Below are 13,279 nucleotides of genomic sequence, written 5' to 3'. Positions count from 1 at the left end.
CAGTAGCTTGGTTTTAAGCCAAAGCCACTTCCAAATTATCAATCAGGCGCGTGGTACCCAAACGGGCGGCGGCAAGCACCACCAATTCTTTATCGCCAACATGAGCCACTGCCAAACTGTGTGCATGGCGGATTTCAACATAATCAACCACCCAGCCGGCATCGGTCAAACGGCGGATACATTCGGCCTCAAGCTGGGCGTAATTAAGATTGCCGTTTTTCAGGGCGGCGGCAATGTTTTGCAACTCTTGATAGAGGCGTGGCGCTTCTGCGCGTTCTGCTTCACTCAAATATTGGTTGCGGCTGGAAAGTGCCAGGCCGTCTGAAGCGCGGCCGGTATCGACAGGAACAATGTCGATATTGAAGTTCAAATCTTCGACAAAGCCTTTGATAATCGCCAGCTGCTGATAGTCTTTTTTACCGAAACAGGCGGTATCGGGTTGAATAATGTTGAACAACTTGGTCACAACGGTCGCAACGCCGCGGAAATGGCCCGGACGGAATTTGCCGCACAATTCGTTTTGCAGGTGCGGAGGCTCGACATTGAAACGCTGTTCCACATTCGGATACAGCTCTTTTTCATCAGGCGCAAATACGACGGCAACGCCCTCTCCTGCCAATTTGTCGGCATCTTGTTGCAAAGTGCGCGGATATTTGTCGAAATCCTCGCCTTGTCCGAATTGCAGGCGGTTGACAAAAATACTGACCACAACGTTATCGGCACGTTTTTTCGCTTCGCGCACTAGCGCAAGATGGCCTTCGTGCAGATTGCCCATAGTCGGTACAAATGCCACTTTTCCGGCAGTTTTGCGCCACTCGCGCAATTCTTTAATCGTATGAATGATTTGCATGGTTTGAAAAATCCTTTATCTTTTCCGCCGTTTTATCAACGGAAATCACGCGCCGATTATACGCTTTTATTCATTAAAAAGGCCGTCTGAAATAAGTTTCAGACGGCCTGGTTTTTATTTTATCCAGCAAACGTATGTTCGACAGAAGGGAACGTTTTTGCTTTGACTTCGTCCACATAAGCTTTGACCGCAGCTTGAACGCTGTCTTTGCCCTGCATAAAGTTCTTCACGAATTTGGCGGTTTTACCGGGGAAAATGCCGAGCATATCGTGCATCACCAAAACCTGACCGTCGCAATCCACGCCTGCGCCAATACCGATGGTCGGGCAAGAAACTGTCTCAGTCACTTTTTTCGCCAACTCTGCAGGAACGCATTCCATCAATACGATTGCCGCACCTGCCGCATCATGCGCTTTGGCGTCGTTGAGCAACGCTTCCGCCTTGTCGCCACGGCCTTGTACTTTATAGCCGCCGAATGCAAACACGGATTGCGGGGTCAGTCCGATGTGGGCGCAAACAGGGATACCGCGCATTTGCAGAAATTCAGTGGTCTCCGCCATCCAGACACCGCCTTCGAGCTTGACCATATGCGCACCGGCCGCCATCAACTCTGCCGCCGCCACAAATGCCTGCTCTTTGCTCTGCTGATACGCGCCAAACGGCAAGTCGCTGACAATCATGGCATTTTTAGTACCGCGAGCCACACATTCAGTGTGGTAGCACATATCCCGCAAGCTCACCGGCAAAGTGGACTGACGACCTTGCACTGCCATACCCAAAGAATCACCAACCAGCAATACATCTACGTCGGCATTGTCCATCAGCGCGGCAAAGCTGGATTCATAAGCGGTCAGCATGGCGATTTTCTCGCCCTCTGCTTTCATTTTTTGCAAAGTGTTTACGGTAATCATGGTGTTTTGTGTGTTCCGCCCGACGGGCAGCCCTTTGTTGTAATGGAAACGCGGTATTATAAGGTCTGCTTTTAAAATATCAAAGCATAAGCAAAAAGCCCGACTGCTTTCACAATCGGGCTTTTAATTGGTGCCGGCACCAAGAGTCGAACTCGGGACCCCCTGATTACAAGTCAGGTGCTCTACCAACTGAGCTATACCGGCTTACTGAAATGCCTTGCGGCACCATCAGTCTTTAACTGGTGCCGGCACCAAGAGTCGAACTCGGGACCCCCTGATTACAAGTCAGGTGCTCTACCAACTGAGCTATACCGGCAAGGAAGTCGGCATTATGCCGATAAGTTCCCATCTTGGCAAGCATTTTAAAACAAAGTTACTCACGAAATTATAAAAACCAATGATTTTAAAGAAAATTAAATACCTGCCTTATCTTCCAATTCAACACACACAAAGGCCGTCTGAAAACCGCCCCAGCGCAAAACATCATTGTTTCTGTTAAAATAACGCCTTCTACATCTTTCCGTCTTTGCCCATGCCACCCCGCCATCCTTACCGCCGCCTGCGCCCAGCCAAATCCCATCTGCCCGAAGTCGGCATTTCCGAAGAAGGCAATATCCGTTCCCTGCACTTGGGCAGCGACACCATTCAAAGCTCCATGAATGTCGATCATCCGTCCGAGCTGGTGTTGTCGTACAGCCGCGCCATGATGGGTTGGCTGCTGTTTGCAGAAACCCCGCCCAAACACATCACCCAAATCGGCTTGGGTGGCGGCTCGTTTGCCCGTTGGATAGACAGCTATCTGCCCCATACCAAGCAAACCGCCATTGACATCAATCCGCAAGTCATCGCCGTGGCGCGCAGCCTGTTTGAATTGCCGCACGAAGGTGAAAATTTTGAAATTATCGAGGCAGATGGCGCGGAATATATTAAAGTGTTCCGCCACAATATCGATGTGATTTTGGTAGATGGTTTTGACGGCGAACAGATTATCGATGCTTTGGTGGAAGAACCCTTCTTCCAAGACTGCCGCAATGCTCTCTCCCCCGACGGCGTATTTGTTACCAACTGGTGGAGCGGTGACCAGCGTTATCAACGCTTTGTCGAACGCCTACTCAACGTCTTTGACGGCCGCGTACTCGAGCTGCCTGCCGAGAGCCACGGCAACGTAGCGGTCATGGCGTTCCAAAGCAGCCCCAAAGAACAAAATCTCGACAACTTAAAAAAACGCGCCGAAAAATTAAGCGAAAAATACGGCTTGGACTTCAAACGAATGCTTGCCGATTTGAAAGCCAACAATCAAAACAACGGCAAGAATTTTTATCTATAACCCGCTTCAGGCCGTCTGAAAACAAACAAGGACACACTCATGCTCAAACCCGACATCATTCAAATCCTCGGCCCGGCCGGTTTGCTGGAAACCATCTACCTGCCAAGCACACAAGAATCCGCACGCGGCGTTGCCGTCATCAACCACCCCAATCCCCTGCAAGGCGGCACCAACACCAACAAAGTCATCCAAACCGCCGCCAAAGTCCTCAGCCAGCTCGGTTTCCATTGCTACCTGCCCAATTTGCGCGGCGTAGGCAATAGCGAAGGCGAACACGACTACGGCCGTGGCGAAACGCAAGACTGCATTGCCGTTATCGACTACGCCCGCGCGCAACATCCTGACGCACCACAATTCGTCCTGGCAGGTTTCTCATTCGGCGGCTACGTTTCCACCTTTGCCGCACAAGCGCGCACGCCCGATTTGCTGTTGCTGATGGGCGCCGCCGTCCATCACTACACCGACCGCCCTGAACCATCCGACGTTCCCGATGTCGCCAAAACATTGATGATTCACGGCGCGGAAGACGAAGTCGTCGAAATCAACAAAGCCCTGACATGGGCAGAACCACAAGGCCTGCCTGTTGTCACCATTGCCGGTTCGTCCCATTTCTTCCACGGCAAACTCATCGTTTTGCGCGATACGATCACACGGTTTGCACCGGCTTTATTAGGCTAAAATCCGGCTACAAAATAAAACAAGGCCGTCTGAAAGCTTTTTCAGACGGTCATGTTTGTATGAAACCTTATTATCTAAATATCAGGCTCAAGTATTCAGAAATCCATCAAGGATTTTCTACTTAACATATCAATTCTGAGTCAACCAATACTGCAAACCAATCAAAGTCTTACCATCTTTGATTTCATCGTTTACCAATGCATTGCGCACCTCGTCCTTGCTCATCAGGACGGTTTCTGTAATTTCATCCTCATCGTTGCTCAATTCGCTACCAAAACGCACGCCTTGCGCTTGGTAGAGATACATTTTTTCATCGCAAAAACCGACTGCAGTATAAAAGGAGTACAACAGTTTGACGCTGTCGGCGACATATGGCGTTTCTTCCGCCAACTCACGCAAAGCGCATTCGGCAGGATCTTCGTCCGCCACATCCAATTTACCCGCCGGCAATTCCAACGTCGCCTGATCGGCGGCATAACGCCATTGGCGCACCAAAACAACTTTACCGTCTTCCGTTTCCGCCAATACACACGCAGCACCCGGATGACGGATCACAACCCGTTGGCTTTCGTTACCGTTGGGCAGGCGCACCCGATCGCGGCTGATGGTAACAAAAGAACCTTCATAGATTGGCTCACTGCTTAATTTAGTTTCTTTCAAATCCATTTTTTACCTCATTTCCAAATTATTAAATATTAAAGGCCGTCTGAAATCCTTTTTCAGACGGCATAGATAAGCCTTATTCCCGAGCGCGTTCAATTTCAATACCGACCTGCGCCACATCGGGCAAGATACCCGGTTTCACAATACGGACGCGCACTTTGGCCGCACCAAAATCATTTAAAATCAATTGGGCGATATGTTCCGCCAAAGTTTCCAGCAGTAAAAAATCCTGTTCGGCAAGGCTGCGGCGTACGACTTCGCATACTTCGCCATAATGGATGGTGTCGCCGATATCGTCGCTCGTGCCAGTACGCTCGGGAACACTGATTTCCAAATCCAAAATCAAAGTCTGTTTACGCTCGCGTTCCCAATCATATACGCCGATTAAAGTATCGGCCTTCATGCCGTACAAAAAGATTTTATCCATTTGCCTGTCCGTTTTTTTTGATAAAATAACCGTTCCCATTTTAAGTAAAGCACCCAAAATGTTCAATGTACTCGCCATTATTGCCGCCTATCTTATCGGCTCCCTGTCTTTTGCCGTCATCGTATCAAAATATTACGGCATGGACGATCCGCGTACTTACGGCTCCGGCAACCCCGGTGCCACCAACGTCTTGCGCAGCGGTAAGAAAAAAGCAGCCGCACTGACCCTGCTCGGCGATGCAGTAAAAGGCTTGGTTGCCGTCATCTTAGCACGCTGTCTGCAAGATGCTTTAAATTTGTCTGATGCAACGATCGCCCTGGTCGCCATCGCCGCATTGGTCGGCCATATGTGGCCAATATTTTTCAATTTTAAAGGCGGCAAAGGCGTAGCCACCGCATTAGGCGTCTTGCTCGCCCTCTCCCCCGCAACCGCCCTGCTCTGCGCCTTGATTTGGCTGATCATGGCATTCGGTTTCAAAGTATCTTCCCTCGCCGCACTGGTCGCCACCGTCTGCGCCCCCATCTTCGCCTTCTTCATGATGCCACACGCCTCTTGGGCATGGGCAACCGTATTCATTGCCGCATTGGTGTTGTACCGCCATAAAAGCAATATTCAAAACCTGATTCAAGGCAAAGAAAGTAAAATCGGAGATAAAGCCGAAAAATCTTAAAAACGTAGACATATTCAAATAAAAGGCCGTCTGAAAATATATTTTTCAGACGGCCTTCTATATTACTCAATAATTAGAATGGAATATCATCGTCGATATCATCAACCGGAGCGGTCGGTTGTGCCGGAGCGGGACGACGGGCTGGGGCTGCTGGGAGTTCTTGAGCCGGAGCAGATTGGTATTGCTGCTGTGGCGCTTGTTGGTAACTGCCTTGGCTTGAATGGCCGCCTTGGTTGTAGCCGTCATCATATGGTGCGCCGCCGCTGTTGTCGTTGCGGCCGCCAAGCATTTTCATTTCGTTGGCGATGATGTCGTAAGCGGTGCGCTCGATGCCGTCTTTGCCTTGGTATTTACGGCTTTGGATACGGCCTTCCAGATACACTTGGCTGCCTTTACGCAGGTATTGACCGGCGATTTCGGCGAGTTTGCGGTACATGGTGATGTTGTGCCATTCGGTACGTTCTACGCGTTGGCCGTTACGGTCGTTCCACGTTTCGCTGGTGGCAACGCTGAAGTTACAGACGGCCTCGCCGTTGGGCATATAGCGGACTTCCGGGTCGCGGCCGAGACGGCCGATGAGGATAACTTTATTCAATGACATTTTACACTCCTGTGATAATTTTTTTGGCGGCCTCTTGGTCGAATCCTTTTTGCAAGGCCTTGATATAAATGGTTTGTTTGTCTGCGCTAAAGCTGATGCTTTCAACGCCTTCAATTTCGGTCAATTTTTGGTAGAGCAAATCCGGATTTTGTTGCCATTCGGCGTTAAGCGGATAGCTGAGGTTTTTGACGGGTTTCGGTGCCGGTGAAATAACTGCCAATACCAGCCACAGCAACATCAATACGCTACAAAAGGCAAATACGCCTGCAAAACCGTATTTTTGGAACAATAAACCACCGGTTGCGCCGCCGACAAACAAGCCGACCGACTGCATGGTGTTATATACGCCCATCGCCGTGCCTTTCAAATCGGACGGAGCAATTTTCGACACCATAGACGGCAGGCTGGCTTCCAATACATTGAAACCAATAAAGTAAACAATCAGATAAGCGGTAATCAACCATACCGAGTGCATTCCAAACAGCAAACCGATTTGCGCCGCGGTAATGCAGACGATACCAAGGATAAACACTTGTTTGAGTTTGTTGCGCGTTTCGCCGACGATAATCAGCGGCACCATAATAATCAGGCCGGTAATGGTTGAAGGCAGATAGACTTGCCAGTGATGGATTTTTTCCAAACCCAGCTGCGTCATGGCAAACGGCAATGCGGTAAATAAAGCCATTTGCGCCGCATGCAAGGCAAAAATACCGAAGTCGAGATTGAGCAGTTGGCGGTTTTTCAATACCTCGCCCATACGCGAAGGCTGCGCTTGCGTGTCTTCGTGCATTTTTGACACTTCCGGATCAGGCGTCATCCAGGCAACCACGCCGATACTAATTACAGTCAGAATACCGGTCAGCGCAAACAGGCCGGATACGCCGATAAAGCTGGCAATCATCGGGGCAAGCACTAGGCTGACGGAGAAGGTCAAGCCGATACTCAGGCCGATCATCGCCATCGCACGCGTCCGCACTTCGTTACGGGTCAAATCCGCCAGCAAAGCTGTTACCGCTGCGCTGACGGCACCCGCGCCTTGAATGGCACGCGCGGCAACCAACATCTGCAGGCTGTCGGCAACTGCGGCCAAAAAACTACCTGCCGCAAACACAATCAAGCCGGCATAAATCACTTTTTTACGGCCGAACTTATCAGAAGCCATGCCCAAAGGCAGCTGCAGCAAAGCCTGTGTCAGCCCGTAAATACCCATCGCCATACCGACCAGCGCTTTATTGTTTTCTGCGCCGGGCAACGAAGCGGCATACATCGCCAAAACAGGCAACACCAAAAACATCCCCAACATACGCAGTGCATAAACGCCGGAAAGTGTGGTACTGGCACGCCATTCGTGCGGAAACATTTGAATGCGGTTATCTCTTGCCATAAATAATGTTTCAGACGGCCTTAAGTTTGCGAAAGGCCGTCTGAAAGTGTGAATTAACAGATTTTCTGATTATACAGGATTCAAAGGAATTGCATGGGGTCAAATCGCAAGCCGTTTATCGTAAACCTGCTTCATTGGTATAAAACGGTTTTAACAGAAACCAACATCACGCAAGATCTGCCCTATCCCATTTATCCCGAATCAGCCCCACTGCCATCTATTTCGCCACGCGCCTAATACGGCGTTCGGATATTTGTTACTACCCAAGCTGCCGTTAAACCTTGCCAAAGCGCGGACAATATTGCCTTTTTCGATATTGTTGTAATGGCGCAGAATGGTGCAGCCATAGCGCAGATTGGTGCGGATATCGAAAAGATTGTGCGACGGATTGCCGATATAGTTTTTCCAAAACGGCATCACCTGCATCAAACCGCGCGCGCCCACGCCGCTGATGGCATATTGGCGAAACGCGCTTTCCACTTCAATCAAACCCAGAATCACTTGAGTATTGAGTCCAGCACGACTGCTTTCGTATTGAATATTAACCAACAAACGGCGGCGTTCGCCCTCATCGGGAATGAAACGTGCCAATCGGGAAGACATCGCCGCCAACCAACGCTCCCCTTCCCTCGAATCGGCAAACACCAGCCGCGCTGGGCTGGCGCTATTAATCGAACTGCGCATTACGGAAGCCACATCATCGGCCAGTGTTTCTTCACGTTGCGCCCCCGCCCATGCGGTCGCAGGCGTCAAAAGCATGGCTCCGCCGACTTGCAACAGACGGCGGCGCGATAAAAATAAGGAATCTTGGTTTTCCGATTTCATGTGTTTTCTCTTTTTAGGCCGTCTGAAAAGTTCAGACGGCCTTTGATATACTTGCTTAAATTCAGCATTATAAAATACATCTATGAGCAGAATCAAAGAGCTGTATACCTTTTATTGTCAAGTGATACCGCCTCAAGTAACATTTAGGTTTTTCTAATCAACCGGTATTTTTTATGACCACCACTCCCGCCAACGTTTTAGCCTCCGTCGACTTGGGTTCCAACAGTTTCCGCCTGCAAATTTGTGAAAACAACAACGGCCAGCTGAAAGTCATCGACTCGTTCAAACAAATGGTTCGCTTTGCCGCCGGCTTGGACGAACAAAAAAACCTGAGCGAAGCCTCTCAAGAACAAGCCTTGGAATGTTTGGCAAAATTTGGCGAACGCCTGCGCGGATTCCAACCTGAAAACGTGCGTGTGGTGGCCACCAACACTTTCCGTGTCGCCAAAAACATTGCCCAATTCCTGCCCCGTGCCGAAGCGGCGCTGGGTTTCCCCATTGAAGTCATTGCCGGCCGTGAAGAAGCGCGTCTGATTTACACCGGCGTAGTGCATACCCTGCCGCCCAAAGGCGACAAAATGCTGGTTATCGACATTGGCGGTGGCTCGACCGAATTTGTCATCGGCTCGGATTTGCAACCGCTGACCACAGAAAGCCTGCCTTTGGGCTGCGTAACGTACAGCATGCGCTTCTTCCAAAACAAAGTGACCGCCAAAGATTTCCAAGCCGCCGTTTCCGCCGCGCGTATCGAAATCCAGCGCATCAGCAAAATGATGAAGCGTACCGGTTGGGATTTCGCCATCGGCACGTCCGGTTCGGCAAAATCCATACGCGACGTTTTGGCGGCCGAATTGCCGCAAGAAGCCGACATTACCGCCCAAGGCATGCGTTATCTTGCCGATAGGATTATCGAAGCCAGTTCGGTTAAAAAAGCCAAATTTGAAAACCTCAAACCCGAACGCGTCGAAGTTTTTGCGGGCGGATTGGCCGTGATGATGGCGGCTTTTGAAGAACTCTCGCTGACCAAAATGACCGTTACCGAAGCCGCCCTCCGCGACGGCGTGTTCTACGACTTAATCGGCCGCAGCCTCAATGTCGACATGCGCGAACAGACAACGGCAGAGTTCCAAAAACGCTACCACGTCAGCCTCAACCAAGCCAAACGCGTTGCCGATACCGCGCAAACCTTTATGAACAGCCTGTGCCACGCCAAAAACGTAACCGTTCAAGAGCTTGCCCTGTGGAACCAATACCTCAGCCGCGCAGGCCGTCTGCATGAAATCGGTTTGGATATCGCCCATACCGGTTATCACAAACACTCCGCCTACATTCTCGAAAACGCCGATATGCCGGGCTTCTCACGCAAAGAGCAAACCATTTTGGCGCAACTGGTTATCGGCCATCGCGGCGACCTCAAGAAAATGGCGGACATTATCGGTGACAATGAAATCATGTGGTGTGCCGTATTGTCCCTGCGCCTGGCAGCCCTCTTCTGCCGCTCGCGCCTGCCGCTGGATTTGCCGCCGCAAACCCAGCTTCGCATCGACGAAAACAACCACAGCTTCATCTTGCGCATCAACGCCCAATGGCTGGAGCAACACCCCCTTATCGCCGATGCGCTGGACTACGAAAGCGCGCAATGGCAAAAAATCGATATGCCTTTCTCGGTTCAAGCACAATAAACCGTGCTCCGTTATAATAGGCAGCTTTTCAAAATCCAAACCGCAGGCCGTCTGAAAACGACAGCCTGCCATACATCAAGGAAAACCATGAGAAAACCCCAACGCGGCTACGCCCGCCAAGACCGTGTCAAAGAACAAATCATGCGCGAGCTTGCCGAACTCGTCCGCACCGGCCTGAAAGACCCGCGCGCCGGTTTCATCACCATCAACGAAGTCGAAGTCACCCGCGATTACAGCCACGCAACCGTGTTCTATACCGTCCTCGACGACAGCACGCGCGACATTACCGAAGAAGCTTTGGAACATGCCAAAGGCCATTTGCGCAGTGAATTGGCCAAACGCATCAAACTCTTCAAAACGCCCGAGTTGCACTTCAAATACGACGAATCACTCGAACGCGGCATGAGCATTTCCAGCCTGATCGACCAAGTAGCGGCGGAAAAACCGGTTGAAGACTGATTGACTAAAACACGCAGGCCGTCTGAACCCTTTCAGACGGCCTGAACATTAATATTCCCTAATTAATATGACCAATAAACCCACCAAACGCCCGGTCAACGGCGTTCTTCTCCTCGACAAACCCGAAGGCCTTTCCAGTAACACCGCCCTGCAAAAAGCGCGGCGTTTGTTCCGTGCCGAAAAAGCCGGACATACCGGCGTACTCGATCCTTTGGCCACAGGGCTTCTGCCTGTTTGTTTCGGCGAAGCGACCAAGTTCGCCCAATATCTGATTGATGCCGACAAAGCCTATACCGCCACGCTGAAACTGGGCGAAGCCAGCAGCACAGGTGATGCGGAAGGCGAAATCGTTGCCACCGCACGCGCCGATATTTCATTGTCCGAATTTCAGACGGCCTGCCAAGCCTTAACGGGCGATATCCGCCAAGTGCCGCCTATGTTTTCCGCCCTCAAGCACGAAGGCAAACCGCTGTACGAATACGCACGCAAAGGCATCGTTATCGAACGCAAAGCGCGCGACATCACCATTTACTCCATTGATATCACTGAATTTGATGCACCTAAAGCCGTGATAGACGTACGTTGCAGCAAAGGTACCTATATCCGCACCCTCAGCGAAGACATCGCCAAACACATCGGCACGTTCGCCCACCTGACCGCCCTGCGCCGTACCGAAACCGCAGGCTTTACCATTGCCCAAAGCCACACGCTCGAAGCCTTGGCAGAATTGGACGAAGCCGAACGCGATGCCCTGCTGCTACCTTGCGATGTTTTGGTGCAACATTTCCCCAAACTCGAGCTGAACGACTACGCCGTTACCATGCTCAAACACGGCCAACACCCCCAGTTTACCGAAGACATTTCCGCCGAACAGCCCTTCCGTGTGTACAGCCGAGACGGCACATTTATCGGACTGGTGGAATATCAAAAAGAAATAGGCCGTCTGAAAGCCTTGCGCCTGATGAATACCGCCGACAAATAACTTCCTGCAAAGAGAGCCGATCATGAAAGTCTATACCGCCACCCAGATGCGCGAACGCGAGCAAGCAGCCGTCGATAAAGGCACAAGCTTCGACCAACTGATGGAAAACGCCGGCAGCTCAGCCGCCCAAGACCTCATGCAGCGTCATCCCCAAGCCGGACGCGCCCTGATCGTTTGCGGCAAAGGCAACAATGGCGGCGACGGCCTAGTCATGGCAAGATATATGCAGGCGCAAGGTTGGCACATCGATATTCTGTTTTCACTCGGAGAAAACCTCTCCCCTTTGGCTCAAACCAATCGTGAACGACTCAACGGTTTGCCCCATATTGAATTGATATCCGTCCAAGAACTGGAAGGCCGTCTGAAAAAAGGTTACGACATCATTATCGAAGGCATATTCGGCACAGGCTTCAGCGGCGCCCTTCCAACCGAAATCGCCGCCCTCTGCCGCCAACTCAATCATGCAGGCGGCCTGAAAGTTGCCCTCGATATTCCCACCGGCCTCAACTGCGACACCGCCGAAGCCGATCCTGACACATTCCGCGCAGACCTTACCTACACCTTTGCCGCCTACAAACCGGCACACTTAAGCGAATCCGGCAAAACCTATTGTCAAGAAACCGTCTGTTTGCCTATTGGCATTGATTAAATGCCTATAAAAAATAACAGGGTGCAATTTTGCACCCTGTTATTTTTACTTACTTCCAAATCTGTGCCAATTTAATCCCCAGCGCCGTCAAACCAAACGAACCGAAAACATGCAGACAGCTTGCCATCAAAGCCATGCCCCAGCGTTGCGCCTGCATCAATCCCACCATTTCCACAGAAAAACCTGAAAATGTGGTCAAGCTGCCGAGAAAGCCGGTAATCCAAAGCAAACGCCATTGCGGATCGGTTAAAAGTTCCGCCAACACACCAATCAGCAGCGCGCCCAACCAGTTTGCCGCCAATGTACCGATAGAAAAAGGCGCAGAAGACACCAGCACCAAGCCAAACAGCCAACGCAATACAGCCCCGACAGCGGCACCGCAAACAATGGGAAAAATATACGCAAACATAACACGTTAAATATTCAATTCAAAAAACAGGCCATCCGGTCATGAGGCCGTCTAAAAACCAAGCAAGGATGCCTTCATATCTTATTGCCAAATCTTAGGCGCGGATTTCAAATACCTGTCGTCATCGAAAGTACAAATCCATTGCGGCTTGAGCGCGATAAAAATGGCTGTTGAAATACCGCTCAAAAATGCCTCTGCCCAAGCGATTAAGAAGAAAACAGGAAAAGCGGTTTTCCACAATACCGACGTATCAAATACATCCGCCCAGTCCAACAAACCGACCAAAATTACGCCGGTAAACACCATACCGACCGCCGCAGCCCAAAAACCATTCAGAAAAATAAAGATAAAGATATTGGCAGGCAATCGCGATACCCAATGGCGGAAACCCAAGTTCACCAACAAAGGCGGAAGCAATACGGACAAGGCATTGATGGGGAACATATGCCAATCGCCCCAAAGCCACAAATACGGAAAAAACAGTAAAACGCCAAGGCAGAATGCGGCAGAGGTGCCCAGCATTAAAGCCGTCAGGTTCAAGGCGAGCAAATGATAGCTCATGCCGGCCAGTTGTCCGCTTTCCGGGGAGGCATTCAAACTCCAAGCCAGCGGCAACATCACGGCAGCCACCAAGAATGCGGAACGATGCTGCGATACCGACACCCATGCCTGCTTTGCACACAAAGCAAAAATCACCAGCAACACAGGCCATGCCGCCATCACGACACCAACGGGAAACCATCCGTTTTGAAAAATCATCAT

16 protein-coding genes and 2 tRNA genes are annotated in these 13,279 nt (G+C 50.8%); 7 read left to right on the top strand and 11 right to left on the bottom strand.

The features are described 5' to 3' along the window. Positions 1–13 precede the first annotated feature (13 nt). The 4 genes from panC to ACTHTY_RS01895 all read right to left on the bottom strand — a co-directional run bounded on the left by panC (position 14) and on the right by ACTHTY_RS01895 (position 2,077). On the bottom strand, positions 14–850 hold the full coding sequence (gene panC / locus ACTHTY_RS01910; RefSeq protein ID WP_440366283.1) for a pantoate--beta-alanine ligase: 837 nt from the start codon (positions 848–850) through the stop codon (positions 14–16). A 119-nt stretch (positions 851–969) separates the two neighbouring features. After that, positions 970–1,761, bottom strand: a complete 792-nt coding sequence (gene panB / locus ACTHTY_RS01905; RefSeq protein WP_440366282.1) for a 3-methyl-2-oxobutanoate hydroxymethyltransferase — start codon at positions 1,759–1,761, stop codon at positions 970–972. Between the two features lie 128 nt (positions 1,762–1,889). Further along, positions 1,890–1,965, bottom strand: a tRNA-Thr gene (locus ACTHTY_RS01900). Between the two features lie 36 nt (positions 1,966–2,001). Further along, positions 2,002–2,077, bottom strand: a tRNA-Thr gene (locus ACTHTY_RS01895). Positions 2,078–2,293: 216 nt separating this feature from the next. Here ACTHTY_RS01895 and ACTHTY_RS01890 point away from each other — a divergent pair. Both ACTHTY_RS01890 and ACTHTY_RS01885 read left to right on the top strand, forming a co-directional pair. After that, positions 2,294–3,088 (top strand): polyamine aminopropyltransferase, encoded by a 795-nt coding sequence (locus ACTHTY_RS01890; RefSeq protein ID WP_440366281.1) that lies wholly within the window; start codon positions 2,294–2,296, stop codon positions 3,086–3,088. A 39-nt stretch (positions 3,089–3,127) separates the two neighbouring features. Continuing rightward, a complete protein-coding gene (locus tag ACTHTY_RS01885; RefSeq protein ID WP_440366280.1) occupies positions 3,128–3,766 on the top strand; it encodes an alpha/beta hydrolase in 639 nt (212 codons plus the stop codon). Between the two features lie 129 nt (positions 3,767–3,895). On the opposite strand, the gene ACTHTY_RS01880 is transcribed toward ACTHTY_RS01885, so the two are convergent. Together ACTHTY_RS01880 and folB are read right to left on the bottom strand one after the other, a co-directional pair. After that, positions 3,896–4,432, bottom strand: a complete 537-nt coding sequence (locus ACTHTY_RS01880) for an NUDIX hydrolase (protein WP_440366279.1) — start codon at positions 4,430–4,432, stop codon at positions 3,896–3,898. 73 nt (positions 4,433–4,505) lie between these two features. Continuing rightward, positions 4,506–4,856: a dihydroneopterin aldolase gene (gene folB, locus ACTHTY_RS01875; protein ID WP_107737583.1), complete on the bottom strand. Its 351-nt coding sequence runs from the start codon at positions 4,854–4,856 to the stop codon at positions 4,506–4,508. A gap of 58 nt (positions 4,857–4,914) precedes the next feature. On the opposite strand from folB, the gene plsY reads away from it, so the two are divergent. Next, positions 4,915–5,526: a glycerol-3-phosphate 1-O-acyltransferase PlsY gene (plsY, locus tag ACTHTY_RS01870; protein WP_128580764.1), complete on the top strand. Its 612-nt coding sequence runs from the start codon at positions 4,915–4,917 to the stop codon at positions 5,524–5,526. A gap of 73 nt (positions 5,527–5,599) precedes the next feature. On the opposite strand, the gene ACTHTY_RS01865 is transcribed toward plsY, so the two are convergent. The 3 genes from ACTHTY_RS01865 to ACTHTY_RS01855 form a co-directional block, all read right to left on the bottom strand. Next, positions 5,600–6,127, bottom strand: coding sequence for a single-stranded DNA-binding protein (locus ACTHTY_RS01865; RefSeq protein WP_101755602.1), 528 nt, complete (start codon positions 6,125–6,127; stop codon positions 5,600–5,602). A 1-nt stretch (position 6,128) separates the two neighbouring features. Next, complete coding sequence (locus ACTHTY_RS01860; protein ID WP_128580763.1) at positions 6,129–7,511, bottom strand: MFS transporter; 1,383 nt, start codon at positions 7,509–7,511, stop codon at positions 6,129–6,131. A gap of 201 nt (positions 7,512–7,712) precedes the next feature. Next, positions 7,713–8,336: a lytic transglycosylase domain-containing protein gene (locus ACTHTY_RS01855; RefSeq protein ID WP_039863563.1), complete on the bottom strand. Its 624-nt coding sequence runs from the start codon at positions 8,334–8,336 to the stop codon at positions 7,713–7,715. Between the two features lie 173 nt (positions 8,337–8,509). Here ACTHTY_RS01855 and ppx point away from each other — a divergent pair, with 173 nt between their 5' ends. The 4 genes from ppx to ACTHTY_RS01835 all read left to right on the top strand — a co-directional run bounded on the left by ppx (position 8,510) and on the right by ACTHTY_RS01835 (position 12,108). Next, positions 8,510–10,018, top strand: a complete 1,509-nt coding sequence (ppx, locus tag ACTHTY_RS01850; protein ID WP_440366278.1) for an exopolyphosphatase — start codon at positions 8,510–8,512, stop codon at positions 10,016–10,018. A gap of 87 nt (positions 10,019–10,105) precedes the next feature. Continuing rightward, positions 10,106–10,477 (top strand): 30S ribosome-binding factor RbfA, encoded by a 372-nt coding sequence (gene rbfA / locus ACTHTY_RS01845; protein ID WP_003685554.1) that lies wholly within the window; start codon positions 10,106–10,108, stop codon positions 10,475–10,477. A 67-nt stretch (positions 10,478–10,544) separates the two neighbouring features. After that, positions 10,545–11,459: a tRNA pseudouridine(55) synthase TruB gene (gene truB, locus ACTHTY_RS01840; protein ID WP_440366277.1), complete on the top strand. Its 915-nt coding sequence runs from the start codon at positions 10,545–10,547 to the stop codon at positions 11,457–11,459. A gap of 22 nt (positions 11,460–11,481) precedes the next feature. Next, on the top strand, positions 11,482–12,108 hold the full coding sequence (locus ACTHTY_RS01835) for an NAD(P)H-hydrate epimerase (protein WP_440366276.1): 627 nt from the start codon (positions 11,482–11,484) through the stop codon (positions 12,106–12,108). A 49-nt stretch (positions 12,109–12,157) separates the two neighbouring features. On the opposite strand, the gene ACTHTY_RS01830 is transcribed toward ACTHTY_RS01835, so the two are convergent. Beyond that, positions 12,158–12,517, bottom strand: a complete 360-nt coding sequence (locus tag ACTHTY_RS01830; protein WP_440366275.1) for a CrcB family protein — start codon at positions 12,515–12,517, stop codon at positions 12,158–12,160. Between the two features lie 81 nt (positions 12,518–12,598). Beyond that, positions 12,599–13,276 carry an energy-coupling factor ABC transporter permease gene (locus ACTHTY_RS01825; protein ID WP_049332692.1) on the bottom strand — a complete coding sequence of 226 codons (678 nt, stop codon included), beginning with the start codon at positions 13,274–13,276 and terminating at the stop codon, positions 12,599–12,601. Between the last annotated feature and the right edge of the window lie 3 nt (positions 13,277–13,279).

The organism is Neisseria sp. P0019.S002 (genome assembly GCF_051957155.1).
GTDB lineage: Bacteria > Pseudomonadota > Gammaproteobacteria > Burkholderiales > Neisseriaceae > Neisseria > Neisseria perflava.
This window is presented reverse-complemented; position numbering and strand designations above follow the sequence as displayed.

Coding starts and splice junctions, on each gene's coding strand:
- folB (WP_107737583.1), bottom strand. CDS start 4,856: ATGGATAAAATCTTTTTGTACGGCATGAAGGCCGATACTTTAATCGGC.
- ACTHTY_RS01890 (WP_440366281.1), top strand. CDS start 2,294: ATGCCACCCCGCCATCCTTACCGCCGCCTGCGCCCAGCCAAATCCCAT.
- ACTHTY_RS01860 (WP_128580763.1), bottom strand. CDS start 7,511: ATGGCAAGAGATAACCGCATTCAAATGTTTCCGCACGAATGGCGTGCC.
- plsY (WP_128580764.1), top strand. CDS start 4,915: ATGTTCAATGTACTCGCCATTATTGCCGCCTATCTTATCGGCTCCCTG.
- ACTHTY_RS01855 (WP_039863563.1), bottom strand. CDS start 8,336: ATGAAATCGGAAAACCAAGATTCCTTATTTTTATCGCGCCGCCGTCTG.
- ppx (WP_440366278.1), top strand. CDS start 8,510: ATGACCACCACTCCCGCCAACGTTTTAGCCTCCGTCGACTTGGGTTCC.
- ACTHTY_RS01825 (WP_049332692.1), bottom strand. CDS start 13,276: ATGATTTTTCAAAACGGATGGTTTCCCGTTGGTGTCGTGATGGCGGCA.
- ACTHTY_RS01865 (WP_101755602.1), bottom strand. CDS start 6,127: ATGTCATTGAATAAAGTTATCCTCATCGGCCGTCTCGGCCGCGACCCG.
- ACTHTY_RS01835 (WP_440366276.1), top strand. CDS start 11,482: ATGAAAGTCTATACCGCCACCCAGATGCGCGAACGCGAGCAAGCAGCC.
- panB (WP_440366282.1), bottom strand. CDS start 1,761: ATGATTACCGTAAACACTTTGCAAAAAATGAAAGCAGAGGGCGAGAAA.
- truB (WP_440366277.1), top strand. CDS start 10,545: ATGACCAATAAACCCACCAAACGCCCGGTCAACGGCGTTCTTCTCCTC.
- ACTHTY_RS01885 (WP_440366280.1), top strand. CDS start 3,128: ATGCTCAAACCCGACATCATTCAAATCCTCGGCCCGGCCGGTTTGCTG.
- ACTHTY_RS01880 (WP_440366279.1), bottom strand. CDS start 4,432: ATGGATTTGAAAGAAACTAAATTAAGCAGTGAGCCAATCTATGAAGGT.
- ACTHTY_RS01830 (WP_440366275.1), bottom strand. CDS start 12,517: ATGTTTGCGTATATTTTTCCCATTGTTTGCGGTGCCGCTGTCGGGGCT.
- rbfA (WP_003685554.1), top strand. CDS start 10,106: ATGAGAAAACCCCAACGCGGCTACGCCCGCCAAGACCGTGTCAAAGAA.
- panC (WP_440366283.1), bottom strand. CDS start 850: ATGCAAATCATTCATACGATTAAAGAATTGCGCGAGTGGCGCAAAACT.